Source organism: Paracoccus broussonetiae (genome assembly GCF_031854425.1).
GTDB lineage: Bacteria > Pseudomonadota > Alphaproteobacteria > Rhodobacterales > Rhodobacteraceae > Paracoccus > Paracoccus broussonetiae.
Window position 1 is genome coordinate 1 of the sequence record NZ_JAVRQI010000015.1, and the last position, 24,298, is coordinate 24,298.

Below are 24,298 nucleotides of genomic sequence, written 5' to 3' on the forward strand. Positions count from 1 at the left end.
ACGCCTCGACCAGCTGCGGAGAAACCTCGTGACCCCCAAGAATGCCAATGATCCCGCACATGTCAGACCCCTACCCCGTCAACCACATGAAGATCCGCGGCTTTTGTGGCCTCGGTCTGTAGGAATACGGCTTGCAAAGCATCGAAATGCGCCCGGTGAACGTGAATGGTCGGTGCAAGGTGGTGATCGAAGGCGATCGGCTGATGTGCCGTCGCAAGCCGCATGGGCTGGAGGATCACGCCACGGGGATTGCGCGCGGCCACCCGGTCATTGATGTCGAAGTAACGCGCGCCGTGCTCGGCAGCCAAAGCTGCGATGCGGGCATTGAAGGCCAGATGAAATGCGTTCTGCGCGGGTTCGCCCAGCATCAGTCCGGTCAGTTTTGCCTCGGCCTCGGCCCTGGTGTCCGGAGATTTCTCGGTCAGGATGCGGCTGAGATAGCGCTTGGAAAACAGGCGCGTGGAAAGGACCGTCAGGTTGACGCCCTTCAGCGCGACCTGACACCCGGTCCCGCCGATCCCCTCCAGCAAACCCTTGTAGATATCGGCCAGAAACTCGACATAATCCGCCGGTTGCCAGGTTTCGCCCTTGACCACCTGACGGTAGTAGAACCCCAGTTCCAGGTCGACCTGTCCAAGCGACACGACCATGTGGGACGATGTCTTGGCCTTCTCTTCGATGATCTCCTTGAGCCGCAGGGTCGAGGCGTATTTGCGCACCCCGGTCAACGAAGCACCGTTCACCTGCTGGACACGCGGCATGTAGCGGATCGACCGGTTCACCCCGATGCGACGCAGGATCCGCAGATCGGACTTGAAGAACATGGTATGAGAGTCACCGACGATATCGACGACTTGTCTTAGGTTTTCAGCCATTCGACCCCAGCCACTGATCTGTGAAATTGAATGATGGATTTCCCGTTCCCCCGGCCTCGCGTCAGAACGGACATGCCTCCAGCAGGCGGTCGGCCATCCTGCCCATGTCGACCGGAGGGAAGGACGCCGCATCCCGATAATCCTCGGGGCGGAAGGGAAACTTGATCGACACCCGGTCCGCCTCGGTCAGGTCAAGGCCGACGGACTGGAAGTAATCGGCGAACTTGGTCCCGTCTCCGGCCAATGGCCGCGTACAGGAATCCGCCCATGCCGATGGAACGCCATAGGCATGGGATATGATCACGCCATGCAGCGATGATGAGACGGTAAATTCACAGGCGGCAATATCGTCAATCGCGGCATCGAAGCGGCCATTCAGATAAATGACCTTGACCCCTTCCGGCAGAAACTTCTCGATGCTGCGCCAGAAAGGCGTGTCGACGACATGAGAAATGATGCCGATCCGGTATTTTTTCTCCGTCGATTTCGGAGAATAGAGTTTCGGCATGCAGATACCGGGATCGCCGAGAACGTCTGGAACATCATATTTCATCTGTTCAAGACGCTTTTGTGTCAAAGGTCCCCGAACAGCGTGAATTTCCTTCGGCCGAGCGAAGGATCTGGAAAAATCCATGATCCCTGATCCCCAGACGATGGCCACATCGGGGGATTGAATTTGCTGAAGAATACTCCCGCATGTGAAATGCACGATCCGCGGAGGTTTCACGACCGCAGCGGTTGCAAGGCGCGGTTTCACTCCAGTCTTTTTCAGATAGAGATAGGGGCCGATCCAGTCGCCGAAATTCGTGCGAAACTTGCTCCAGGCCCAGTACATGTTGTGATCGTCGAGCCCACCCTGAGATAGTAGGTTGTGCTCCTCGGCCGTCGGACGCTCGATCCCGAACATGTTGCCCCTTTCAGCTTGTGCAGCAGTTAGTTCGCAGCGAATCGAACGGACTGCAACCAGTAATTGGCGGGCCAAGCGGACCTCCGCGCGCGGTGGATGGACTGTTCGGCGCCGGTCTGTCGTCCCCGGCAGGGTTGGGAAAAAGAACTGCGATTGCGGGCCGGGCGCCTTGTGGGCATCGTGCATGCCTACCCCACCGCGTGCACATCCTGAAATTGTGCATTCGACGCGCCTGACACAGGCGGAGAACCGCCCGACCCATCGTTGCACTCTGCTGTTGGGTTTGTATAAGTGTTAACGACCGTGGATTGCATGGGCCCGACACTGACCGACAGCGATATTGGAGCAGCACCTTGGCTAATGTTTACTGCATCTTCGAAAAGCTCGGCTTGGGCGGCGGCGGAAAAATCAAGGCCGTCTATCACCGTCTGAATGCCATTGCTGAAAACAATACGCACACACCGGTTCTCCTGAATATCAACCATGACGTTCATCAGCGTTCCGTATTCCGCGAACTGGTGAAGCTGGGCAAAATAGCCAAGGGCGTTCACTATAAATCCGTTTTCGATGCCGCGGCAGAAGTTCGTGAAACCCCCTATCCCGAAATCGCGGTTCCGGTTCCCGATCATGATTACAAGATCGTCGGAAAGGCGCGCACCGTCTATTACAGGGATGGTATCGTTTCCGGGCTTGATGACTTTCGAAAGGGCGAGACGAAGAGTATCTTCACCCGCACCCTGTATGACAAGGGAAGCCCCGTGCGCGCGATCCATGTCGCGGAGGCGAAACCGGTATCCATCACAGTGACTTCGAACGGGAACGAGCAGCAGGTCGTCAACTGCGCGCAGGGGCGCCCCGTGTCCACCGCGCGCTATGTGGATGGGAAATTCCTGACCGGACTGAACTTCATCACCGGAAAAAGTTTCGAGGCTGAGGACAAGTTCTTTTCCAGCTTCGTCCAGATCGTCACGCAGGGAAACAATGTCACCTTCATCGACGGCGTGACGATCCCCTATAGCCCCGACATGATCAAGGGATCAAAAGTTCTGTTTCTGCACGCGGATCACAAGGCACCGAACGGGAATTTCGTGATCCGCGCAAAGCATGCGGTCGAAAATTTCGACGGCGATGCGATCATCACCGCGACCAATGTACACAAGCTTGCGCTGGAAACGGACTTCGTTCCCAACAAGCCGATCGTCGTCCTACCGCATTTCTGCGACCAGCAGCGTGCAATCACCACCCAGCGCAAGGACCTGATCACGGTGTCTCGCCTTGATCCGGTGGGCAAGCCCATCGCCGAATGCATCGAGGCTTTCGCTAAGATCGCCGACGAGTTCCCCGACTGCAACTACCTGATCTATGGCGAGGGGACGGGTCGCAAACCACTGGTCGGGCTGATCAAACAGTTGAAGATGGGTGGGCGTGTCAAGCTGATGGGCTATACCACTGACCCGATGTCGGTCTTCAGCAACGCGATCGCCTCACTTTATCCGACGCTGACCGAAGGGTTCGGGCTTGCGATCCTGGAATCGCTTTCACAGGATTGCCCGGTGCTCTCCTATGACGTCGATTATGGCCCCAAGGAAATGATCCGGAACGGCGTGAATGGCGAACTGGTCCAGCCCGGAAACATTAACCAGATCGCGCAGGCGATGCGGAAAATCCTGAAGAACCCCGAGAAGTATTCTGCCGGATGCAGCGACGGCCTGGATAACTACTCACGCAAGAAGTATGTCGAGAATTACGATGCGCTGGTTTCAAGCCTGACGCATTGAGGTAATGGCTGACGGCGGCCCCGGTCGCCATCCGTGCCTCCCTGTTGGCAAGGATGCCCGGAACAGTCTTGATCATGCGAGCTGACCACCCGCTTGCATGATCAGTCCGTCTCATCCCCTGCCAGATTATCGGCGCGTGCTGCTGCGCGTTCACAGGTCTTCCGAATTTCCTCGAGTTCGCTTTCGGTGAGGTGTTCGATGCCGATGAACTTGTTTCGCGCCTTGGAAACGCGAATCAGTTCGTCAATCTTGGCATGCAGGGCTGCACTGTCGCGGTTTTGGGTGTTTTGGATCAGGAAGACCATCAAGAAGGTAATGATGGTCGTCGACGTATTGATGATCAGTTGCCAGGTATCTGAGAAGCCGAACACTGGACCGCTTGCCAGCCACAGCGCGACAAATCCTACGCAGGCCACAAAAGCCAGAGGCGACCCTGCCCAGTAAGAGATTCGACCGGCGAGGCGTGTAAAGAACTTTTCCATGGCCGAGCGTGTCCCTGTGGGAAGACCGTTGGCTTAACCATCGGCAAGTGGATTCGGTTCGACGCCGACGCCCAACACGACCCCGAAATTTCTTCTGATAGGGACGGTTCCTCAGTCAATCAGTGAGGGCGCTCCCACTCAGGACCTGACATGATAGCCCGGCGACTTCACAGACAAAGTGGGTGGCGCAACTCTCCAGTGGGGATGGCTCTGGAAGGAGCGCCATGTCTATCGCGGGGTTGGGGCGGAAAGGACTGCCGCCTGTTCAGCACAGCATCCGTCCGGCTCGAGGGCCCGTGGCCCTGAGCGACGAATGGCATCGGCATAACAACGCCGCCATCCCCGTGGTCGGCCTATCGCGCTCGGGAGCGCCTGAATAGTGCCGGCGAAGTGCTGGATTTCGTGATTTTCTCGCCAGAACCCAGCTCCAGGAACGGCGGGACATTCTGCATGAGAATGCAAAAAGCCTCCGCATCAGTTAAGATACGAAGGCCATTCACAAATAATGGTGGGCGATAACGGATTTGAACCGCTGACATCTTCGATGTGAACGAAGCGCTCTACCGCTGAGCTAATCGCCCGGTTCGCGCTGAATAACGGCTGTCGGAACTGCCGGCAAGGGGTTCAGGCAGAATTTTTCACGATGCGCCTTATTCTTCGTCCTGGGCCGATGACGCGATGTCGCCTTTGCGGCGGCGCAGGCGCAGGATGATGACCTCGGACCCGGAAACGTCCTTTTGACGATTGATCCGGGCACGTCCAAGGGGTGGCAGCGCAAGGGTCTGGCCTGCGGCAATCGCGTCGCCCAGTTCGGCGAGCGTCGCCTCGACAATGTTTCGGATGTCTGCATTGCGTTGGCCGGTCCGTTGCGCAATGCGGTTCAGAAACTGGCGCTTTTGAAGAACCGTCGCATTCGCCGGTTCCGGGAGGGCATCCTCCCGCTGCCGCGATAGTCGATCATCTCCGTCGACACGGCTATGTCCTGACATGAAACCTCCTGCACGGAAAGATGCAGCTACTGGATAAAAGAAACCGCGCGGAGGGTATCCGCGCGGTTCAACCAAATCAATGGGCTACAGTGGCACCCCCGCCGCCTTGTTCACGCGCGGCGGCCAATCGGCTGGCCTCGGCCGCCTCTTCGGCGGCCTCGTCCCATTCGATCGCCTCGGGTTTCCTGACCAGCGCATGTTCAAGAACTTCACGCACATGGCTGACCGGGATGATCTTCAGCCCTTCCTTCACGTTGGCCGGAATCTCGGCCAAGTCCTTCTCGTTATCGACGGGGATCAGAACGGTCTTGATCCCGCCACGCAGCGCGGCGAGCAGCTTCTCCTTCAGCCCGCCGATGGCCATCGCATTGCCGCGCAGAGAAACCTCACCCGTCATCGCGATGTCCTTGCGGACTGGGATCTGCGTCAGCACCGACACAATCGAGGTCACCATCGCCAGACCCGCCGAAGGGCCATCCTTGGGTGTCGCCCCGTCAGGCACGTGAACGTGGATATCCACGCTTTCGAACTTGGTCGGCTTCACCCCGATCTGCGGGCTGATCGAGCGGACAAAGGACGATGCGGCATCGATCGATTCCTTCATCACCTCGCCCAGCTTCCCGGTCGTCTTCATGCGGCCCTTGCCGGGCAGCTTCAGCGCTTCGATCTGCAACAGATCGCCGCCGACCTGCGTCCAGGCCAAGCCCGTCACCACGCCAACCTGATCGTCCTTTTCCGCCAGGCCGTAGCGATAGCGGCGGACGCCCAGGAATTCCTCGGCCTTGTCCGAGTCGACGTCGACCGACTTGACCTTGCCCTTCAGGATCTCGGTCACCGATTTCCGGGCCAGCTTGGCGATTTCGCGTTCCAGCGACCGCACGCCCGCCTCGCGGGAGTAATAGCGGATCACGTGGGTCAGCGCCTCGTCACTGACCGAGAATTCGCCTTTGCGAAGACCGTTCGCCTTGATCTGCTTCGGCAGCAGATGCTGGCGCGCGATTTCGCGTTTCTCGTCCTCGGTATAGCCGGCCAGAGGGATGATCTCCATCCGGTCAAGCAGCGGGCCAGGCATGTTGTAGCTGTTGGCCGTGGTCACGAACATCACGTTCGACAGGTCGTATTCCACTTCAAGATAGTGGTCCACGAAAGTCGCATTCTGTTCGGGATCCAGCACCTCCAGCATGGCCGAAGCCGGGTCGCCGCGGAAGTCCTGCCCCATCTTGTCGATCTCGTCGAGCAGGATCAGCGGGTTCGTCGTCTTGGCCTTTTTCAGCGCCTGGATGATCTTGCCGGGCATCGAGCCGATATAGGTCCGACGGTGGCCACGGATCTCGGATTCGTCGCGCACGCCGCCAAGGCTGATGCGGATGAATTCACGCCCCGTCGCTTTCGCCACCGAACGCCCAAGGCTGGTCTTGCCGACGCCCGGAGGGCCGACGAGGCACAGGATCGGCCCCTTCAGCTTGGTCGAGCGGTTCTGCACGGCCAGGTATTCGACGATGCGTTCCTTGACCTTCTCCAGGCCAAAGTGGTCGGCATCGAGGACTTCCTCGGCCTTGCCCAGGTCCTTGCGGATCCGCGACTTCACGCCCCACGGCAGCGCCAGCAGCCAGTCCAGATAGTTGCGGCTTACCGTGGCCTCGGCCGACATCGGCGACATCGACTTCAGCTTTTTCAGCTCGGCATCGGCCTTTTCGCGGGCCTCCTTGCTGAACTTGGTGTTCGCGATCTTCTCTTCCAGCTCGGTCAGCTCATTAGAGCCATCCTCACCGTCGCCCAACTCCTTCTGAATGGCCTTCATCTGCTCATTCAGATAGTACTCGCGCTGGGTCTTCTCCATCTGCGTCTTGACGCGGGACTTGATCTTCTTCTCGACCTGCAGCACCGACATCTCGCCCTGCATCAGGCCATAGACCTTTTCCAGGCGCTCAGCCGTGTTCAGGGTTTCCAGAAGATCCTGTTTCTTGTCGAGCGCGATGCCCAGATGGCCGCTGACCAGGTCGGCAAGCCGCGCAGGTTCGCGCGCCTCGGCCACGGCAGAAACGACTTCCTCGGGAATGTTCTTGCGCACCTTGACGTAGCGTTCGAACTCTTCGGCAACCGCGCGGGTCAGCGCGGTACGGGTATCTTCGTCGCCTTCGATTTCGGCAAGCGGCACGGCCGTCGCCTCGAAATAATTCTCGTTCGCGATGAAGTCGTTGATCTGCACACGTTCGCGGCCTTCGACCAGCACCTTGACGGTGCCGTCCGGCAGCTTCAGCAATTGCAGGACATTCGCGAGCACGCCGGTGCGGAAGATTCCGTCAGCGGCGGGTTCATCAACCGCGGCGTCCTTTTGTGCAGCCAACAGGATCGGGCGATCCTGCTCCATCACGGCTTCCAGTGCCCGCACGGATTTCTCGCGCCCCACGAAAAGCGGCACGACCATGTGGGGAAACACCACGATGTCCCGCAGAGGCAGGACAGGATGAGTGGTCTGGGCGAATTCGTTCATGGAATCAGTCCTTTCTCGCCAAGAGGCGTGGCCCCGAGATAGGCAGCGCATGCCTCCTGCTTCTGGACAAGATAGGAAGGCTGCGCGCTGGGTTCAATGGCTCATTGGTTCGCCCTCTGTTCCAGCTGATCAGAGAGGAAAATGGATGTGGAAAGGGCCCCCGCCAACGCGGGGGCCCTTTCATTCACAATCCGGAAAAGCCGGAATCAGACCTTTTCGCGGAAGAAGTCCGTGACCTGGCGGTCCGCCTCTTCCTTGGTCCAGCCGTATTTCTCCTGAAGCTTCCCGGTCAGCTGGTCCTTGCGGCCCTCGATCTCGGTCAGATCGTCGTCGGTCAGGTCGCCCCATTTCTCTTTCACCGAGCCCTTAACCTGGTTCCATTTGCCTTGGATGATATCCCAGTTCATGGCGTCTTCCTCCGTTTCGGACTGCGTTATCGTCTGAGACAGGGGAACGGATCCACGCCGGGTGAGGTTGCGCCCCCACACGCAGTCGTGAGCCGCAGTGATCATTGGCCACCAGGAAGATGGCCTGCCGGGTTTCAGGAATTTGATTGGGAGAACAGGCTGGTACCCGAGGTCGGACTCGAACCGACATGACTTGCGTCGGCGGATTTTGAATCCGCTGCGTCTACCATTCCGCCACTCGGGCCTGCCACCCCCGACTAAGGGGCATTCGAAGCTTTTGCAAGGGCCGCGATTAAGCGCGGCCCAGCTTCTTCATCCGCGCCTCGCGCAGGCGGGCGAAATCATCGCCAGCGTGATACGAGGACCGCGTCAGCGGTGTCGCCGAAACCATCAGGAAGCCCTTGCCAAAGGCGGCCTTCTCATAGCCCGCGAACTCTTCGGGCGTCACGAAACGGTCCACGCGGTGGTGCTTGGGCGTCGGCTGCAGATACTGACCGATGGTCATGAAGTCGATGTCGGCGGCGCGCATATCATCCATGACCTGCAACACTGACGAGCGATCCTCGCCCAGGCCGACCATGATGCCCGACTTGGTGAACATCCCGGGGTCAAGTTCCTTGACCTTCTGCAAAAGCCGCAGCGAGTGGAAATAGCGGGCGCCGGGCCGCACCGTCGGATAAAGGGCGGGAACGGTTTCGAGGTTGTGATTGAAGACGTCGGGCCGTGCCTCGACTACCATCTCAAGCGCCGAGGAGTCCGACTTCAGGAAGTCCGGCGTCAACACCTCGATCGTGGATGAGGGCGAGCGGTGGCGGATCGCGCGGATGGTCTGGGCGAAATGCTCGGCCCCGCCGTCCAGAAGATCATCGCGGTCGACCGAGGTGATGACGACATGCTTCAGTCCCAGTTTCTGGACCGCATGGGCCACCCTGCCCGGCTCGAACACGTCGAGCGCGTTGGGCTTGCCGGTCGCGACGTTGCAGAAGGTGCAACCGCGCGTGCAGATCTCGCCCATGATCATCATGGTCGCGTGCCCCTGGCTCCAGCATTCGCCGACGTTGGGACAACCCGCCTCTTCGCAGACGGTCGAAAGCCGGTTCTCGCGCATGATGTCGCGGGTCTGCTTGTAGCCCTCGGAGGTGGGGGCCTTCACGCGGATCCACGAAGGTTTCTTTGGCTGAGCCTGATCGGGCCGGTGGGCTTTTTCAGGGTGTCGCTGGTCGGGCATCCGAAGATCGCGCAAGATCTGGTCCTTTCGGTCGCGGTTGCCGCAGAGATAACCCCTTGCCCGGGCGAACGCAACGCCACCCCGGCAAGGGAACGGGCGCAGCCATGCCGCGCCCGTGGAAAGCTTGCCCGATCAGCGTTTCTCGGCCAGACGCCTGCGCTTGCGGCCGTTGCGCGCCCACATGTTCAGCATCTCGACCAATGCCGAGAAAGCCATCGCCGCATAGATGTAGCCCTTGGGAACATAAACGCCCAGGCCTTCGGCGATCAGCGTCGTCCCGATCAGCAGCAAGAACGACAGCGCCAGCATGATGATGGTTGGGTTGCGTTCGATGAAGTTCGCCAGCGGAGTCGCGGCCAGCAGCATCACCGTGACGGCAAACACGACCGCAATCACCATGATCTGGATATGGGGCGTCATGCCGACCGCCGTGATGATGCTGTCGATCGAGAAGACGAGGTCGAGGATCAGGATCTGCACGATGACACCGCCGAAGGTCGCAACGGCTGCGCCGATCAGAGTATCCTCGGGGTCGCCGGGATCGACATGGTGGTGAATTTCCTTGGTGGCCTTCCAGACCAGGAACAGACCACCAACGATCAGGATAATGTCCTTCCAGGAAAGCTCATTGCCCAGGATCGTGATGACCGGCTCGGTCAGGCGCACGATCCAGGCGACGGTGGCAAGCAGTCCAAGGCGCATGATCAGCGCGAGTCCGATGCCGATCTTGCGGGCACGCTCGCGCTGATGTTCCGGCAACTTGTTGGTCAGGATCGAAATGAAGATCAGGTTGTCGATGCCCAGAACCACCTCCATCACCACCAGTGTGGCAAGGGCAACCCAAGCTGCCGGGTTCTGAACAAGGGCGAATATGGTTTCCATAGGTCCTTCCGGAAAACTGTGTCCGCAGGCCTAGTTGTGTATTGTCACCCTGTCCTGCAACCGGGCTCAGCCAATCAAGGGCGAACCCGAACCATAAGACTCGCGATAGTGGCGTTCCAGCCGCATCAGGGCCAGGCGCAGGACGATCTTGCCCGAACGCGCAGACCAGCCAAGCCGACGCTCGGTCATTTCGATCCCCTCGAGAAAGCAGCAGACGCGCAGGCAAAGATCGCCCATTCCCGGCCCCAACTCGCGCAGGGCGGCGGCGACGCGGCCGCGGGCGCTGTCCGATCCCCCGCCATAGCCGGCCCCGCCGCGCGAGACGTCGATCCCGGCAGTCAGGAAGCGGTCCCAGTTCTGTGCAAGCCGCGGCCCCATTTGCGTCAGCTCATAATCCTCGCGCAGGCGCTCTTCCGCAGCGACCATATCCGGCGACAGGAAGGGCTGGCCATCGGCCTCTCGGCGCCGCGCCAGCATCAGCAGCGGGCTTTCCGCGATGTTCACACGCGTCCGGCGACGGCGCCCATCTTCGGGGTCTTGGATCTCGCGCTCCTCCCAGATCCGGTGGCTGTCGGCATGAGAGAACGGCGCTGCCTCCTCGGCAAGCCCCGGTGCAGGGTCGGAAGTCACCGGCTCGGCCAGCGCAAAATCGGGCCGTTGGGGCAACACGGCCGAGGGACCGGCAGCGATCAGTCCACGCAACGCATCGCGCCCTTGCGACGAGATGACATAGCGGCTGACCCTGCCCTGCCCGACCATCTGGACCCATTGCCGCAGGGCCATATGCTCTGCCAGTTCGCGATCCAGGATGGCGGTGCGGATATCGTTACGCACGACGATGGCCTTTTCCATGCCCTGGGCGACAACCAGCTGCGCGGTCGGCTCGGCAAGCCGCCGCAGGATGCGAGCGACCTGTCTGATCCCTTGCCGCCCGATGGTGCGCGAGCCCGCCCTCTGTGGCTTCGGCGGCAAGGGATCGGCCGCGACACGTTCGATGGCCTGATCAACCAAAGGATCATCGCGCCGCGCCTTGAAGCGGCGGATGCGGCGCAGGATGGTCGAGGCGTGGCAGCCCAGTTCGCGGGCGATCGCCCGGATGCTTTCGCCACCCTCGACATGGCGCAGATAAAGCCCAAGATCACCCGCATCCGAAGCGGCAAGCACCGTCAGGGACGGCGTGACAGCGGGCGCAGCGGGTTCGCCCCCGGAAGTGCCGGCCAGCATCGCATCCAGGTTCAGGTCACCCGTCTGAAACGTCATGATTATTCCCTTGTTCTTGTGAGGGCGAGCGGCGCAGGTGCTCGGCCAAGCGTTGACTGATCATCACCGGATGAGCTGGGGCCGCCGGGATGAGTGATTAATTGCTAACAACTCCTAAAGAATTCTTGCCGTGGCGCGCGCTGGTCAGGCTTGGGGCGCAACACACGCATAGATTGCAGAACATTTCCGCATCAGACCAGCGAGGTGCGACATGACGATGATATGCAACGTGATCCAATTCCGCTCGGCAGCCGCGCCCGGCAACCTGCGGCGACCCCGGCTGCTGGCGCAGGCGGCCCGCGCCGGTCTGGGCGCCTATCAGCGGCGGCGGGATCTGCCCCGCATCCTGAAATGCGAAGATCTGCCGGATGACCGCGTCATCCTTCAGCGACTGAGATCAGAAGAGGCCGAGTTGAACGCCGCGCGGATCGAAGCGCAGGCCGATTACGACCTGCAGCGCCATATCCTGATCCTGATCGCCATCCTGGCCGAGTTTCGGATGGCAGCGCCCGTGCCGGTCACTTGCCCCGGAACAGCGATCCAAGCACACCCCTGACCAGCGCCTGCCCGGTCTTGGTGCCAAGCTGCCGGGCAAGGCTCTTGCCGAAGGCCGAGGCGATGGTATCGCGGTTTGACGCTTTCGCTCGCGGTTTAGGCTCTGCCGGGATCTGGATCGAAGGATCATAGCGGCGACCGCGGCTGTGTTCCGGCTCCATCTTCCACAAGTCGTCGTCGCCGTTCACAGCCTGGGTCTTGCCCGCTTCCTGCGCGGCACCCTCGGCCCGTTTCTTCAGCAATTCGGCGGCGGATTCCCGGTCCACCGTCTTGCCGTACTTCGCCGCCATGTCAGAGGCCTGGTTCAGCGCAGCGCGATCCGCATCGGGGATCGGACCAAGCAGTGTCAACGGCGGGCGGATCAGCGTCCGCTGGACCATGCCCGGAACGCCCTTCGCCTCCAGCAAAGAGGTTACGGCCTCGCCGGTACTGACGGACTGGATCGCCTCGGCCGTTTCAAATGCGGGGTTCGGGCGGTAATTCTCGGCCGCCAGCCGCAGGGCCTTCTGGTCCTTCGCGGTAAAGGCGCGCAGCGCGTGTTGGACCCGGTTTCCAAGCTGGCCCAGCACATCTTCGGGCAGGTCTGCCGGGTTCTGGCTGATGAACCACAAGCTGACGCCCTTGGAGCGGATCAGCCGCGCCACCTGCTCGATCTTTGCGACCAGCGCGGGCGGAGCATTGTCGAACAGCAGGTGCGCCTCGTCGAAGAAAAAGGCGATGCAGGGCTTCTCGGGATCGCCAACCTCAGGAAGCTGCTCGAACAGTTCCGACATCAGCCAAAGCAGGAATGTCGCGTAAAGCCGGGGCGAGTTCATCAACTTTTCGGCCGACAGGATGTTCACCATCCCCTTGCCCGAGGCATCGCACCGCATCATGTCCGCAAGCGCCAGCGCCGGTTCACCGAAAAGCAGCTTGCCCCCCTCATTCTCCAGCACCATCAGCGCGCGCTGGATCGCCCCGACCGAAGCGGTCGAGACATTGCCGTATTTCAGGCTCAGATCCTTAGCATTCTGTCCGACCCAGACCAGCATCGCCTGAAGGTCGGCCAGGTCAAGAAGGGCCAGCCCCTCTTCATCGGCGATCCGGAAGGCGATGTTGAGCACGCCTTCCTGCGCGTCGGACAGGTCCATCAGCCGCGCCAGCAGCAGCGGCCCCATCTCGGCCGGGGTGGTGCGGACCGGATGACCGCGCTCACCCCAGATATCCCAGAACGTCACCGGCATGGCCTGATAATCCAGCGTGATTCCGATCTGGGTCGCACGCTTCTGGAAGGCGTCGTTCAGTGCCGACTCGGTATTGCCGGATTTCGAAATGCCGGCTAGATCGCCCTTCACATCCGCCATGAAGACAGGAACGCCAGCCAGCGAGAACGACTCGGCCAGTGTCTGCAACGTGACCGTCTTGCCGGTCCCTGTCGCACCAGCGATCAGCCCATGCCGGTTGGCAAATTTCAACAGCAGGTTCTGCGCCGCCGCATGGCCCTCACCGCCTCCTCCGACAAAGACGGTTCCAGCATCCGGATCGACGATTTGTGCCATGTTTTCCTCGCCTGGACAAAAATGCGCGGGCCTGCAGAAAAGCAGAATACAAGCGAAACCTTTTTGTGCCAGTGTAGTTATGCCGGGAGCCGGGATTGTTTCCCTTCCCCGGCTTTCCTCCCTGTTGGACTGCCGCGCCTTCGGGCGCGGTTCTTTTTTCGAGGGGGCACGATCCCCCCTACGCCATGTTCGAGGATGGGCCGCGATACGTCACAAAGCTGTCGAATAGGACAGTTGACCGTGCAGTCGGGGTCCACTAGCTTTCCGCACAATGAAGACCGGCCAGTCCGGCAGGGAAGGGAAGCGCTGGAACCCGGAGCATCGCGAAGTGCTTCGGGTTTCTTCAATTTTATCTTTAGATAACAGGTCTGAACACAACCTGAACGGGGTGTCGGAATGACTTGGCCAGCCCAGCGGCGGGGATACGCAAAGTTGACGCCGGGTCCGGTGAAGCCGACTGACAAGGCTTTGGCCGCGTGATAGGACCAAGCGCGACAACTTGGACCAAAGGAAGAGAACCATGGCCAACAGGACGTCCGCGGCGCTGCTTGCCGCCATCTTTGCCATTGCCGGCACGGCCGGGGGTGCGATGGCGCAGACCGCCGAATCGCCCGCGCCCGCAACGGCGCCCGCAGCCGAGGCCACCGCCCCCGCAGCCGCCACTGCCGAAGCCCCTGCGGCTGCGGCCCCGGCAGCCGCCCCGGCAACCGGCCCCGGTGGCACCGTCCCCGAAGGCACCACACCGCAGGTCGGCCAGACCTATGCCAAGTCGACCCACGGTGACTGGCTGCTGCGCTGCATGAAAACCGAAAGCGGCCAGGATCCGTGCGAGCTTTACCAACTGCTCAAGGACGAACACGGCTCGGCCGTTGCCGAGGCGTCGATCCTGCCGATGTCCGGCGAGGTGCAGGCAGTCGTGACCTTCGTCGCACCGCTGGAAACCGACCTTCAGGCGGGCCTTGGCCTCCAGATCGATTCGGGCAAGGCCGCGCGCTATCCGTTCATGCTGTGCGCTCCCGTGGGCTGTATCTCGCGGATCGGCATGACCGATGCCGAGCTTGCACCGATGAAGCGCGGCAGCTCCGCCACGGTGTCGCTGCTGCCTTTCGGCGCCAAAAAGGACCAACTGGTCAAGCTGTCGCTCTCGCTCAAGGGCTTCACCTCGGGCTTCGACGCGCTGGTCGCGGCGAACAAGGACGTTCCCGGCGGGATCCCCGCACCGAATGGCGCGCCGACGCCGGTCCCTGCCCCCGCCGATCCGGCCGCGGCCCCTGCGCCGGCCCCCAAACCTTGATATGGAAAAGGGCGCCCGTTCAGGGCGCCCGTCCAGTCAGCAAGATCAAGAAGGGCCGGGATATTCCCGGCCCTTTTCGTTTCACTCGATCGACAGTGCGACGAAGCGCGGCTCGCCTTCGCGACGAACCATCAGCAGAAGCGACTTGCGCCCCGCATCCTTGGCTTCGCTGATCCGCGCTTTCAGGTCATCCAGGGAAGTCACCGGGCGCTGCCCGGCCTCAGTGATGATATCGCCACGGCTCAGCCCCTTGTCGGCGGCAGCACCCTCGGGTTCGACCGACTGGACCACCAACCCCTTCGAATCCGAGGCCACGCCCAATTCTCCGGCCAGGCTGGGGGTCAGCGGCACAACCGACATGCCCATGATGTCCGACGGATTCTCGCTTTGCTTCTTCGAATCCGTGCTGTCGCCGCCTTCAGCGATTTCGCGGCGGCCCAGCGTGATCTGCAGGTCGACAGGCTTGCCATCGCGCTGCACGGTCACGTCCACCGCCTTGCCGACCGGCGCATCGGCCACGCGGCGCACCAGATCGCGCGGATCCTTGATGTTGCTGCCGCCAAAGCTGGTGATCACGTCGCCCGCCTTCATGTCCGCATCCAGCGCAGGACCGGTCGGCACATCGGTGACCATCGCACCCTTGGCTTCCGCCAGACCCAGCGATTCGGCGATATCCTCGGTCACCGGCTGGATCTTGACGCCCAGCCAGCCACGCCGTGTTTCACCGAATTCCTCAAGCTGGTCGACGACCTTGCTGACCACGTTCGACGCCATCGAGAAGCCGATCCCGATCGAGCCGCCATTGGGCGACAGGATCGCGGTGTTCACGCCAATGACTTCGCCATCCATGTTGAACAGCGGCCCGCCCGAGTTCCCGCGGTTGATCGCGGCGTCGGTCTGGATGAAGTCGTCATAGGTGCCCGACAGGGCCCGGTTCCGGGCCGAGACGATCCCGGTCGATGCCGAGAAGCCTTGCCCCAGCGGGTTCCCAAGCGCCAGTACCCAGTCGCCCACGCGGGCCTTGTCGCTGTCGCCGAACCTGACGAAAGGCAGCGGCTTGTCGCTTTCGACCTTCAGCACGGCGATGTCGGTCTTGTCATCCTTGCCGATGACCTTGGCGGGCAGGGTCTTGCCCGAGAAGAATTCGATCTCGATCTCGTCGGCACCGTCGATGACGTGGTTGTTGGTAACGATCAGCCCCTCGGCCGAGACCACGAAGCCCGAACCAAGCGCGTTCGAGCGCTGTTCCTCACTGGGGCCCTGCCCCTCCGGACCGCCCTGAGGGAAGCCGGGGAAACCGAATTCGCGGAACAGATCACTGAACGGGCTACCCTCGGGCAGCTGCGGGCCACCAGCCAGCGGCGTCGAGACGGTCGCGGTGGTGGTGATGTTGACGACTGCCGGGCTGACCTGATCCACGAGATCCGCAAAGGTCTCGGGCATCACCTGTTCCTTGCGGGCGTTGCTTTCGGGCGCCGCCAGAGGTTTGTTGTCATTCGCCGCCGCCTGCGCCTCGTCCGCGGGCGCCACGGCCTGCTGCGCGATCGCCGGGGACAGCGCCACCAACAACGCCAGACCCGAAGCAGTCAGGAAATGACGGGGAGAAAGGTTCTTCATCTGAGTGGTCTCCTTGGATACCGTGCGGCCCCTCGGTCGCCCCGGCAATATGCTCACTTTCAAGGGGATTTTCAGGCCCGTTGCAAATGAACCACGCTCGCAAAGAATGAACTGATCGTGACTTGTGAACGTCAGATTCGTCAATGGTTACAGCAAGAAAACAGGGCAAGGCCTTCGCGTTTGGGGAAAATCGCGAAGCAACAAAGATCACGCGATCAAAGCCTAGAGGATCCGCGCGGATATGTCGCGTTTCCCGGCACGAGCGCGCCTGCAATGCACTGGAATGTGACAAGGCCGCGGGCCGGACCGAAACCGGCTGTGCCGGCGCCTTCGGTCCCGTCCGCGGCGATGCCCCTCGTTCAATGTCGTGCCAGTCCTGCCGCGTCTGCGGCAGTGCGGACGGCCTTCATTCCCGAACCCGCTCGATGTCGGGGCGACCCGTTCGCCGGATCGTCCGTTTTGCCAAGCGTCGGGTCGTTTCGCCCGATCTGATCGCTTGCCTGCGCGGTCTGATGTCCCCCGGAACTTGTCCCGGATATCCGCCGCCCGACAGTTTCCCGCCCTTTCCCCAACGGGGAGGCGAAATTTGACCATGCACCCACCGCCATACAGCGGCGCAAACCCGTGTCTATCCGCGAAACCTGCCAGTATAGACAAGATCTGGTGGTTTCCGCAGCAACTGCCACAAACTGCACCCTGCCTCGGTCATATTCAACGGATTTATTTGCGCGGATGGAAAGATTGGAAATTGACAGGAGGGCCTGCATTTCACCGTGCGGATTCGCCCTACCCTTGGATTAACCGGACTTAACAGCCAGCGGGTCCAGAAAAATGCAGGCTGCGTCGCAGCTTCCAACAGCACCCCCAGACCTTTTCCACAAGCACCCCGCGAGAATTGTTCGGGCTTGGTTCCCCGAACCGCCTCAGCGCGCGGGCTGCGGAAAAGTCAGGATTTCGCGGTCGGTGACGATAAGGTCCAGTGGCTCATCAGTCGATTCAGCGGGAATCGGGTCGACTTGCTGAACGGCGAAGGCGAATCCGATGGCCGCGACCTTCCTTGTCGCGCGCAACATATGCAGTGTCCGGTCATAGAACCCACCGCCATATCCCAGCCGATGCCCGTTCCCGTCGAAACCCGCCAGCGGCACGATCAGCACGTCGGGAAGGACCTCGGGGCAATCCTCGGGCGGATGGCTGGTGCCGAACCCGCCGCCTTCCAGCCGACCGTCATACAGACGGAACAGCAGCGGCAGGTCGGGGCCAAGCACCACCGGCAGGCAGACGGGTCCGTCATGGGCCGCCATGGCGGGGCGCGGATCGGCCTCGGTTCGCATGGGCCAATAGCCCGCCAGGACGCGCCCGCGGAAGGGAAGAAGCGCGTCCGACAGGTTGCGGGTCAAGGCCGCGGGGTCGCCACCCTCTGCGCGCGCCACAAGCGCCTGCCGGCGCAGCGCGGCCTTCAGACCAGTATCCATGACGCCAGCCCCAGAAATGCGAAGAACCCCATCATGTCGGTCATCGTGGTCACGAAGGTGCCCGAGGCAAGCGCCGGGTCCAGCCCCAGCTTTCCAAGGCCCAGCGGCACCAGCACCCCCCCCATCGCGGCGACGATCTGGTTTGCGATCATCGCCATGCCCAGCACCAGACCGATCTGGATGTCGCCAAGAATGAACGTCCCCGCAAGCGTCAGGATCAGCGCAAGCCCCAGCCCGTTCAGCAGCCCGGCCAGCAGCTCGCGCAGGATCACCCGCCGCGCGTTCGAACTGGTCAGTTCACGCGTTGCCAGCGCCCGGACGGCAACCGCCAGCGATTGCGTTCCCGCAATCCCACCGGTCGAGGCCACGATGGGCATCAGCGCCGCCAGGATGACAAGCTGCGCCAGTGTCTGTTCAAAGCGCGAGATGACCAGCGCCGACAACGAAGCGGTGAACAGGTTAATGATCAGCCACGGCAAGCGCTGCTTGGCGGTTTCCAGCGGCCCGTCCGAAACGTGGCTGTCGTCGGACACGCGGGCCATGCGCAGGAAGTCTTCCTCGTGCTCCTCGTCCAGAACCGACATGGCGTCGTCGATGGTGATGACGCCGACAAGCCGGTCGTGATCGTCAACCACCGGCGCCGAGATCAGGTGATATTTGTTGAAGGCATAGGCGACATCACCTTCGTCCTCGCGCGCCGAGATGGTGCGGAAACTGTCCTCGGTGATCTCGCGCAGCGGGATGTGTCGGCGAGAGGCCAGCAACTTGCCAAGCGTGACATAGCCGATCGGATGCTGCCGGGGATCGACCAGGATGACGTGATAGAACTGGTCGGGCAGCCAATCCTCTTGCCGCAGGAAGTCGATGGCCTCGCCCACCGTCCAGTGTTCTGGCGCAGTCACCGTCTCGGACTGCATCAGGCGTCCGGCCGAATATTCGGGATAGGTCAGTGACTGTTCGACCGCGGCACGGTCGGGTTCGTCCAGCGCCTCAAGAATGACCTGACGTTCCGGCGCCTCAAGATCCTCGATCAGGTCGACGACGTCGTCGCTGTCCATCTCGCGCACGGCTTCGGCAAGCACTTCGCGGGGCAGCTGCTCGACCACCTCTTCGCGGATGGATTCGTCGATCTCGGACAGGATCTCGCCGTCGATCTCGCCGGAATACAGATCCAGGAACTTTCGCCGCCGCTGCGGAGCCAACTGTTCGATCAGGTCGGCGATGTCGGCGGCGTGGACGTCGTCCAGCAGCTTGTCCAGCATGGTGCGGTCGCCATCGTCGATGGCGCGGCCGATTGCCTCCAGCTCACTTTGACTCAGCTGGAATTCGTCCTCGTGGACCTCCGGCTCGGCTTCACGCTGCTCGATCATGGCTGGCTCCTCTTGGACGGGGCATTCACATTCGCCGCACCATAGTCGCGGCTGATGGCGGCCTCAATCGGGCGCGTCAACCGGCAAGAAGTTCAAGCGCCTGCGCATGCAACTCGGGCGATCCGGCTGCGATGATGCGGCCACCGTGATGGGCGTCGCCGCCGGTCCAGTCGGTAATGACGCCACCTGCGGCCTGAACCACGGCGATGGGCGCAACCACGTCATAGGACTGCAACCCTGCCTCGATCACCAGATCGACATGACCCGCAGCCAGCAGCGCATAGGCATAGCAATCAAGACCATAGCGGGTCAGCCGCGCCCGATCGGCCACGCGACGGAATGCCGCGTGCTCATGGGCGCTGCCGACCTCCGGATAGGTGCTCATCAGGGTCGCTTCGGACAGGTCCACGCCCCGCCGCGCGCGCAGGGGCGTCGTGCCATCGCGTCCCGTCAGCACCGCCCGACCAAACCCGCCCTCGAATCTTTCGCCCAGATGAGGCTGGTCCACGATGCCATAGATCGGCCCACGGTCGTCGGTGACACCGATCAGCACGCCCCAACTGGGTGCGCCCGCCATAAAGGCACGAGTGCCGTCGATCGGGTCCAGCACCCAGGTAAGCCCGCTTTGCCCCGCACGCGCGCCGAATTCCTCGCCCAAAATCGCGTCCTCGGGCCGTTCGGCATCAAGGATCGCCCGCATGGCCCGTTCGCTGGCGCGATCGGCATCCGTCACCGGATCGAACCCGGCTTGGGCCTTGTTCTGCGGGTGAAGGTCCGGACTGCGGAACCAGCGCAAGGTTTCCTGCCGCGCGACGTCCGCCAGCCGGTGGGCCGTCGCGGTGATCTTATCGGCAATCTCTGGCGAAATACCGGTCGCGATCCTGTCCGACCGCGTGTCCTGATCCTGTCCCATGGACTGTCCCTGTCTAGATCCTGCTTACCGCAGGATTAGCCGGGACCGGGTAAAGAGAAAACCCGTCATGCCGCCTTCAGGCAGCGTCGGACAGAACCCGCGCAAGTTCGAAGATCTGGCGGCGCTGCGCTTCTGGCATCGCGTAATAGGCGCGGACCAGCTGAAGCGCCTCTTTGTCGGCCAGGATGTCCCCCTCGACGGTGCTTTGCAGCTTGGCGTCCTCGATCCCCTCGAAGAAGAAGCTGACAGGCACGTCAACGGCCTGTGCTATGTCCCAAAGCCGCGAAGCAGAGACCCGGTTCATCCCGGTTTCATATTTCTGGATCTGCTGAAACTTGATGCCCACTTTTTCGGCCAGCTGCTGCTGGGTCATTCCGATCATCCAGCGGCGATGACGGATTCGCTTTCCAACATGGACATCGACATTATGCTTCATGGTAACACCTCACTCAATCTACACGGGCGCTACAATATGATACCGCAACTTACGAGTAGCAAAGACCTGAAGTGACCAGAAGTTTAACTTTCCCCGGCCTGCAGGCTGATACCCGAGATTTTGCGGCTCAAAGCGGCACCTTAGCGATATATGACAGGGAGCTTCATGCCTGAATACTGGAAAGTGATGAGGTTGTCTGAAAAGGCAAGTCCGCCCTCATGGGGCGAGTTGCCGCTTGGTCATCCGGGCCCCGGCGAGGTGGTGGTGCGGATGCATGCCGCCGCCCTGAACTTTGCCGATCTGCTGATGCAGACCGGGGCATATCAGGACACGCCTCCCCCGCCTTTCATCCCCGGAATCGAGGGCGCGGGCGAGGTTGTAGAGGCCGGGCCGGATTGCGATCTGCGCCCCGGCACGCGGGTCGCCGTGCTGGGTCAGGGCACCATGGCGCAGGCGAATGTCTTTCCCGCTGCGTGGTGCCACCCGATACCGGACTCGATGAGCTATGCGCAGGCGGCGGGCTTTCTGGTCGCCTATGGCACCAGCCACCTTGCCCTGACCCGCCGCGCCCTGCTGACACCCGGCGAAACGCTGGCGGTGCTGGGCGCGGCTGGCGGCGTCGGACTGACTGCGGTCGAAATCGGCGCCGCCCTGGGCGCGCGCGTGATCGCCGTAGCGCGGGGGGCGGACAAGCTGGCTGTCCTGCGCAAGGCAGGCGCGCATCATGTCCTTGACAGCGACGATATTCCCGACCTGCGCGCCGCCCTGCGCGAGGCTGGTGGGGTCGACGTGGTCTATGACCCGGTCGGGGCCGATCCGGGGCGGCAGGCCTTTGGCGCGCTGCGTCCGGGCGGGCGTTTCCTGCTGATCGGCTTTGCCGCCGGAACACCGCCCGACCTGCCACTGAACCACGCGCTGGTGAAGAACATCGCCATCCACGGCTTCTATTGGGGCGCCTATCGCCAACTGAACCTCGCGATGATGCGCAGCAGCATCGAGGAGCTGATGCGCCTTTTCCAGGATGGGCGGATCAATCCGCATGTTGGAACAACCCTACCCTTGGCCGATCTGCCCGCAGCCTATGAGCTGCTGCGCGACCGCCGCGCCATCGGAAAGATCGTCATCACGATCTGAAATCCATGTCAAAAACTCGGGAAACCCTGTCAGAAACATTGAAAAACCGGCAGGGTTTGCCAATATCGAAGCAGATGGTGGGCCTGACGGGCCGCACCGCGTTTTTCGACCGGGGAGAACCTATGCAAGACTACAATTCGATCCGCACGGCCGGGACCGCGACGCGCTCGGCTGCCGTGGATGAGGGCCTTCGTGCCTACATGAACAAGGTCTACAGCCTGATGGCTGTGGGTATGCTCGTGACCGCTGGCGCCGCGTGGGGCATGGCGGGTCTTGCGCTGTCGGATGTCCAGACGCCCTACTCGCTTGGCAATGGCCAATTCCTGACTGAGTTCGGCAAGGTGCTTTACCTTTCGCCCCTGAAATGGGTGGTGATGTTCGCGCCGCTTCTGATGGTCTTTGCCTTCGGCGCCGCGCTGAACCGTCTGTCCGTGCAGGGTGCGACCACGCTGTTCTATGCCTTCGCCGCGATGATGGGCGTGTCGATCAGCTGGATCTTCGCCGTCTACACCTCGGTGTCGATCGTGCAGACTTTCCTGGTGACGGCCATCGCCTTTGCGGGTCTCTCGCTTTACGGCTATACGACCAAGCGTGACCTGTCGGGTCTTGGCACCTTCCTGATGATGGGCGTGATCGGCCTGATCGTGGCCTCGATCATCAACATCTTCCTGAAATCGGGTGCGATGCAATTCGCCATCTCGGTCATCGGGGTGCTGATCTTCGCCGGCCTGACCGCCTTTGACACGCAGAACATCAAGAACACCTATCTGCAACTGGCGAATTCGGATCGGGATTTCCTGGGCAAGGCTGCCATCATGGGCGCGCTGCAGCTTTACCTGGACTTCCTGAACATGTTCATGTTCCTGCTGCAATTCCTGGGCAATCGCGACTGATCGCACTGCCACGGAAGAATAGGAAAGGCCGGGCAATTGCCCGGCCTTTTTCATTGCGCCCGGACGCTAGACCCTGTCGCGAAGGTAGTCGACGCCCGCCTCCGTGACGATAGCGTCAAGTCCGACGTCATGCGGCTGGGGATAGATCGAGGCAAGCCTGCCCGCAGACAATCCGACGCCGATCGCAAAAGGGTGGATGCGGGCAAGGGTGCGATCGAAATACCCGCCGCCATAGCCCAGCCGGTACCCGCCCGCATCCCAGCCCACCAACGGGGCCAGGACGATATCCGGCGTCAGTGTCTCGGCCGTATCCGGGACCGGTATATTCCAATGCCCTCGCCGCATTGCGGCGCCAGGACGCCACGGACGAAAGACCAGCGGGCGGTTGGTTTCCTCCACCTCCGGCAGGGCAAGCGACGCCCCCAGCGCAAGGCAGCGCGCCATCCAGCCGCGCAGGTCCGGCTCGGCCTTGATCGGCCAGTATCCCGATATCACCTTGCCCGAAAGATCGGCAAAGCGATCCTCAAGCAGGCGGTCCAGATGATCCCCGATCCGCGCGGCGGCGCTCTGGCGATCCGCGATGCTCAGTGCCGCGCGGGCCAGAAGCAACTCGCCCCGGCGTGCCTTGCGCCAGCGCGCAACATCTGCGGCCTGCCGCGCATCGACGCCCAGAGGGTCAAAGTAATCCGGCGCGATTTCTGCCGCGAGACAGGGGGGCGAGCCTGCGTCGCCCGTCGGCTTCGGCCCCCGTGTCATGCCCTCGCCCGAAATCCGTTCAGGATCGCCTCGGCCTCGGCGACGATGCGATGCAGGCGTTCGGCGGCCGGGGGGATGTCGTTGATTGCGTCGACGCCCTGACCCGCGAACAGGGCCATCGCCTCAAGATCTCCGGTGGTGATGCGCAGCGGCGAGTCCGTGCTGTAGCGCAGGATCGGGCGACCACCTTCGTCGGCGATCACCTCTCGGGGCAGCGCGTCCGGGTCATGGCCCATCAGATGAAATCCCAGCGCCTGCGTCACGCTGTTCCCGATGACCCGCACCGCCGCATGGGCGGGCCAGTTCAGGACGAAGATATCGGTTCTCAGCGTATCCTGCGCGCGCGCGCCGGTGACGCGGGTCTTGTGATAGTCATGCGCAAAGGATTCCGTGGTCGCCAGAAAAGCGGTGCCGCATTGGACGCCCTGCGCCCCCGCCGCAAGCGCGGCAACCAGTCCCGCGCCGCTGGCAATCCCGCCCGAGGCGACAACGGGAACCGACGCCGCCCGGACCACGGTTTCGACCAGTTGCAGCATCCCGGTTTCACCGTGGATATGTCCGCCTGCCTCGACCCCCTGCGCGATCAGGGCATCCGCACCGGCATCCTCGGCCATGCGGGCGGCGTCGGGCGTCCCGACCTGATGGATCACCTGCGCCCCAGCCGCCTTGGCCCGCCGCACCACCTCGGGCACCACATCCCAGAAGAACGAAAACGTCCCGACGCCAAGGTCAAGGCAAGTACCGATCTGGCGGTCCAGCAACCCGGGCTCGGTTGCCGAGGGGATGACATTCACCGCAAAAGGCCGGTCCGTCGCCGCCTGCAAGGCCCTGACCTCGGTCGCGATCAGGGCGGGATCCTCGCGCACCATGCCAAGCTGCGCGAACCCGCCCGCATTCGCGACGGCAGCAGCAAGTTCCCAACGCGCGACGCCGCCCATACCCGCCAGCAGGATCGGCACCTCGCACCCCAGCAAGGCGCAAAGCGGCGTGGAAAGGGGCGAGGTTCGGGCCATAG

The 24,298-nt window shown here is 62.1% G+C and carries 22 protein-coding genes and 2 tRNA genes; 5 read left to right on the top strand and 19 right to left on the bottom strand.

Features of this window, described 5'->3' with window-relative positions; genetic code table 11:
• Nucleotides 1-62 precede the first annotated feature (62 nt).
• Entirely contained in the window at nucleotides 63-875 is an 813-nt protein-coding gene (locus tag RM190_RS18030; RefSeq protein WP_311760856.1) for a hypothetical protein, read from the bottom strand.
• Between the two features lie 61 nt (nucleotides 876-936).
• Nucleotides 937-1,782, bottom strand: a complete 846-nt coding sequence (locus RM190_RS18035) for a polysaccharide pyruvyl transferase family protein (RefSeq protein WP_311760857.1) — start codon at nucleotides 1,780-1,782, stop codon at nucleotides 937-939.
• A 308-nt stretch (nucleotides 1,783-2,090) separates the two neighbouring features.
• Here RM190_RS18035 and RM190_RS18040 point away from each other — a divergent pair, with 308 nt between their 5' ends.
• Nucleotides 2,091-3,560, top strand: a complete 1,470-nt coding sequence (locus tag RM190_RS18040) for a glycosyltransferase (protein ID WP_311760858.1) — start codon at nucleotides 2,091-2,093, stop codon at nucleotides 3,558-3,560.
• Between the two features lie 101 nt (nucleotides 3,561-3,661).
• Here RM190_RS18040 and RM190_RS18045 read toward each other — a convergent pair whose 3' ends face one another.
• The 9 genes from RM190_RS18045 to RM190_RS18085 form a co-directional block, all read right to left on the bottom strand.
• The gene (locus tag RM190_RS18045; protein ID WP_311760859.1) at nucleotides 3,662-4,042 is read right to left on the bottom strand and encodes a low affinity iron permease family protein; all 381 of its coding nucleotides are present in this window, start codon (nucleotides 4,040-4,042) and stop codon (nucleotides 3,662-3,664) included.
• Between the two features lie 506 nt (nucleotides 4,043-4,548).
• Nucleotides 4,549-4,623, bottom strand: a tRNA-Val gene (locus RM190_RS18050).
• Between the two features lie 69 nt (nucleotides 4,624-4,692).
• On the bottom strand, nucleotides 4,693-5,031 hold the full coding sequence (locus RM190_RS18055) for an HU family DNA-binding protein (protein ID WP_311760860.1): 339 nt from the start codon (nucleotides 5,029-5,031) through the stop codon (nucleotides 4,693-4,695).
• Between the two features lie 76 nt (nucleotides 5,032-5,107).
• Nucleotides 5,108-7,525 (bottom strand): endopeptidase La, encoded by a 2,418-nt coding sequence (lon, locus tag RM190_RS18060; protein ID WP_311760861.1) that lies wholly within the window; start codon nucleotides 7,523-7,525, stop codon nucleotides 5,108-5,110.
• Nucleotides 7,526-7,731: 206 nt separating this feature from the next.
• Nucleotides 7,732-7,932: a CsbD family protein gene (locus RM190_RS18065; RefSeq protein WP_311760862.1), complete on the bottom strand. Its 201-nt coding sequence runs from the start codon at nucleotides 7,930-7,932 to the stop codon at nucleotides 7,732-7,734.
• Between the two features lie 160 nt (nucleotides 7,933-8,092).
• A tRNA-Leu gene (locus tag RM190_RS18070) sits at nucleotides 8,093-8,176 on the bottom strand.
• Nucleotides 8,177-8,224: 48 nt separating this feature from the next.
• Nucleotides 8,225-9,160, bottom strand: coding sequence for a lipoyl synthase (gene lipA / locus RM190_RS18075; protein ID WP_311760977.1), 936 nt, complete (start codon nucleotides 9,158-9,160; stop codon nucleotides 8,225-8,227).
• 132 nt (nucleotides 9,161-9,292) lie between these two features.
• Nucleotides 9,293-10,042, bottom strand: a complete 750-nt coding sequence (locus tag RM190_RS18080) for a TerC family protein (RefSeq protein WP_311760863.1) — start codon at nucleotides 10,040-10,042, stop codon at nucleotides 9,293-9,295.
• A gap of 66 nt (nucleotides 10,043-10,108) precedes the next feature.
• Nucleotides 10,109-11,302, bottom strand: a complete 1,194-nt coding sequence (locus RM190_RS18085; RefSeq protein WP_390908636.1) for a DUF6456 domain-containing protein — start codon at nucleotides 11,300-11,302, stop codon at nucleotides 10,109-10,111.
• 211 nt (nucleotides 11,303-11,513) lie between these two features.
• On the opposite strand from RM190_RS18085, the gene RM190_RS18090 reads away from it, so the two are divergent.
• Nucleotides 11,514-11,858: a DUF6477 family protein gene (locus RM190_RS18090; protein WP_311760864.1), complete on the top strand. Its 345-nt coding sequence runs from the start codon at nucleotides 11,514-11,516 to the stop codon at nucleotides 11,856-11,858.
• Here RM190_RS18090 and RM190_RS18095 read toward each other — a convergent pair.
• Nucleotides 11,821-13,395 (bottom strand): helicase HerA-like domain-containing protein, encoded by a 1,575-nt coding sequence (locus tag RM190_RS18095; RefSeq protein WP_311760865.1) that lies wholly within the window; start codon nucleotides 13,393-13,395, stop codon nucleotides 11,821-11,823. The genes RM190_RS18090 and RM190_RS18095 overlap by 38 nt on opposite strands.
• Nucleotides 13,396-13,915: 520 nt before the next feature.
• Between RM190_RS18095 and RM190_RS18100 the strand changes: the two genes are divergently transcribed.
• Nucleotides 13,916-14,689 (top strand): invasion associated locus B family protein, encoded by a 774-nt coding sequence (locus RM190_RS18100; RefSeq protein WP_311760866.1) that lies wholly within the window; start codon nucleotides 13,916-13,918, stop codon nucleotides 14,687-14,689.
• Between the two features lie 81 nt (nucleotides 14,690-14,770).
• Here RM190_RS18100 and RM190_RS18105 read toward each other — a convergent pair whose 3' ends face one another.
• The 5 genes from RM190_RS18105 to RM190_RS18125 form a co-directional block, all read right to left on the bottom strand.
• On the bottom strand, nucleotides 14,771-16,306 hold the full coding sequence (locus RM190_RS18105; protein WP_311760867.1) for a DegQ family serine endoprotease: 1,536 nt from the start codon (nucleotides 16,304-16,306) through the stop codon (nucleotides 14,771-14,773).
• Between the two features lie 923 nt (nucleotides 16,307-17,229).
• Nucleotides 17,230-17,781: a 5-formyltetrahydrofolate cyclo-ligase gene (locus RM190_RS18110; RefSeq protein ID WP_311760868.1), complete on the bottom strand. Its 552-nt coding sequence runs from the start codon at nucleotides 17,779-17,781 to the stop codon at nucleotides 17,230-17,232.
• Complete coding sequence (mgtE, locus tag RM190_RS18115) at nucleotides 17,766-19,151, bottom strand: magnesium transporter (RefSeq protein WP_311760869.1); 1,386 nt, start codon at nucleotides 19,149-19,151, stop codon at nucleotides 17,766-17,768. Before mgtE ends, RM190_RS18110 begins: the two co-directional genes overlap by 16 nt.
• A gap of 76 nt (nucleotides 19,152-19,227) precedes the next feature.
• Nucleotides 19,228-20,064 (bottom strand): histidinol-phosphatase, encoded by an 837-nt coding sequence (hisN, locus tag RM190_RS18120; protein ID WP_311760870.1) that lies wholly within the window; start codon nucleotides 20,062-20,064, stop codon nucleotides 19,228-19,230.
• A gap of 76 nt (nucleotides 20,065-20,140) precedes the next feature.
• The gene (locus tag RM190_RS18125) at nucleotides 20,141-20,500 is read right to left on the bottom strand and encodes a helix-turn-helix domain-containing protein (RefSeq protein WP_311760871.1); all 360 of its coding nucleotides are present in this window, start codon (nucleotides 20,498-20,500) and stop codon (nucleotides 20,141-20,143) included.
• Between the two features lie 186 nt (nucleotides 20,501-20,686).
• On the opposite strand from RM190_RS18125, the gene RM190_RS18130 reads away from it, so the two are divergent.
• Together RM190_RS18130 and RM190_RS18135 are read left to right on the top strand one after the other, a co-directional pair.
• Nucleotides 20,687-21,634: an NADPH:quinone oxidoreductase family protein gene (locus RM190_RS18130; RefSeq protein WP_311760872.1), complete on the top strand. Its 948-nt coding sequence runs from the start codon at nucleotides 20,687-20,689 to the stop codon at nucleotides 21,632-21,634.
• A gap of 122 nt (nucleotides 21,635-21,756) precedes the next feature.
• Nucleotides 21,757-22,527: a Bax inhibitor-1/YccA family protein gene (locus RM190_RS18135; protein ID WP_311760873.1), complete on the top strand. Its 771-nt coding sequence runs from the start codon at nucleotides 21,757-21,759 to the stop codon at nucleotides 22,525-22,527.
• 66 nt (nucleotides 22,528-22,593) lie between these two features.
• Here the strand turns inward: RM190_RS18135 and RM190_RS18140 are convergent, their stop codons facing one another.
• The gene (locus RM190_RS18140; RefSeq protein ID WP_311760874.1) at nucleotides 22,594-23,283 is read right to left on the bottom strand and encodes a 5-formyltetrahydrofolate cyclo-ligase; all 690 of its coding nucleotides are present in this window, start codon (nucleotides 23,281-23,283) and stop codon (nucleotides 22,594-22,596) included.
• Nucleotides 23,280-24,296: an NAD(P)H-dependent flavin oxidoreductase gene (locus RM190_RS18145; RefSeq protein ID WP_311760875.1), complete on the bottom strand. Its 1,017-nt coding sequence runs from the start codon at nucleotides 24,294-24,296 to the stop codon at nucleotides 23,280-23,282. Before RM190_RS18145 ends, RM190_RS18140 begins: the two co-directional genes overlap by 4 nt.
• Between the last annotated feature and the right edge of the window lie 2 nt (nucleotides 24,297-24,298).

Bases quoted from the DNA above. Each gene is read 5' to 3' on its own strand.
- RM190_RS18130 (WP_311760872.1), top strand. From the start codon at position 20,687: ATGAGGTTGTCTGAAAAGGCAAGTCCGCCCTCATGGGGCGAGTTGCCG.
- RM190_RS18045 (WP_311760859.1), bottom strand. From the start codon at position 4,042: ATGGAAAAGTTCTTTACACGCCTCGCCGGTCGAATCTCTTACTGGGCA.
- RM190_RS18095 (WP_311760865.1), bottom strand. From the start codon at position 13,395: ATGGCACAAATCGTCGATCCGGATGCTGGAACCGTCTTTGTCGGAGGA.
- RM190_RS18080 (WP_311760863.1), bottom strand. From the start codon at position 10,042: ATGGAAACCATATTCGCCCTTGTTCAGAACCCGGCAGCTTGGGTTGCC.
- RM190_RS18105 (WP_311760867.1), bottom strand. From the start codon at position 16,306: ATGAAGAACCTTTCTCCCCGTCATTTCCTGACTGCTTCGGGTCTGGCG.
- RM190_RS18055 (WP_311760860.1), bottom strand. From the start codon at position 5,031: ATGTCAGGACATAGCCGTGTCGACGGAGATGATCGACTATCGCGGCAG.
- RM190_RS18090 (WP_311760864.1), top strand. From the start codon at position 11,514: ATGACGATGATATGCAACGTGATCCAATTCCGCTCGGCAGCCGCGCCC.
- RM190_RS18030 (WP_311760856.1), bottom strand. From the start codon at position 875: ATGGCTGAAAACCTAAGACAAGTCGTCGATATCGTCGGTGACTCTCAT.
- RM190_RS18065 (WP_311760862.1), bottom strand. From the start codon at position 7,932: ATGAACTGGGATATCATCCAAGGCAAATGGAACCAGGTTAAGGGCTCG.
- RM190_RS18140 (WP_311760874.1), bottom strand. From the start codon at position 23,283: ATGACACGGGGGCCGAAGCCGACGGGCGACGCAGGCTCGCCCCCCTGT.
- hisN (WP_311760870.1), bottom strand. From the start codon at position 20,064: ATGGGACAGGATCAGGACACGCGGTCGGACAGGATCGCGACCGGTATT.
- RM190_RS18100 (WP_311760866.1), top strand. From the start codon at position 13,916: ATGGCCAACAGGACGTCCGCGGCGCTGCTTGCCGCCATCTTTGCCATT.
- RM190_RS18085 (WP_390908636.1), bottom strand. From the start codon at position 11,302: ATGACGTTTCAGACGGGTGACCTGAACCTGGATGCGATGCTGGCCGGC.
- RM190_RS18145 (WP_311760875.1), bottom strand. From the start codon at position 24,296: ATGGCCCGAACCTCGCCCCTTTCCACGCCGCTTTGCGCCTTGCTGGGG.
- lipA (WP_311760977.1), bottom strand. From the start codon at position 9,160: ATGCCCGACCAGCGACACCCTGAAAAAGCCCACCGGCCCGATCAGGCT.
- RM190_RS18125 (WP_311760871.1), bottom strand. From the start codon at position 20,500: ATGAAGCATAATGTCGATGTCCATGTTGGAAAGCGAATCCGTCATCGC.
- mgtE (WP_311760869.1), bottom strand. From the start codon at position 19,151: ATGATCGAGCAGCGTGAAGCCGAGCCGGAGGTCCACGAGGACGAATTC.
- RM190_RS18110 (WP_311760868.1), bottom strand. From the start codon at position 17,781: ATGGATACTGGTCTGAAGGCCGCGCTGCGCCGGCAGGCGCTTGTGGCG.
- RM190_RS18035 (WP_311760857.1), bottom strand. From the start codon at position 1,782: ATGTTCGGGATCGAGCGTCCGACGGCCGAGGAGCACAACCTACTATCT.
- RM190_RS18135 (WP_311760873.1), top strand. From the start codon at position 21,757: ATGCAAGACTACAATTCGATCCGCACGGCCGGGACCGCGACGCGCTCG.
- lon (WP_311760861.1), bottom strand. From the start codon at position 7,525: ATGAACGAATTCGCCCAGACCACTCATCCTGTCCTGCCTCTGCGGGAC.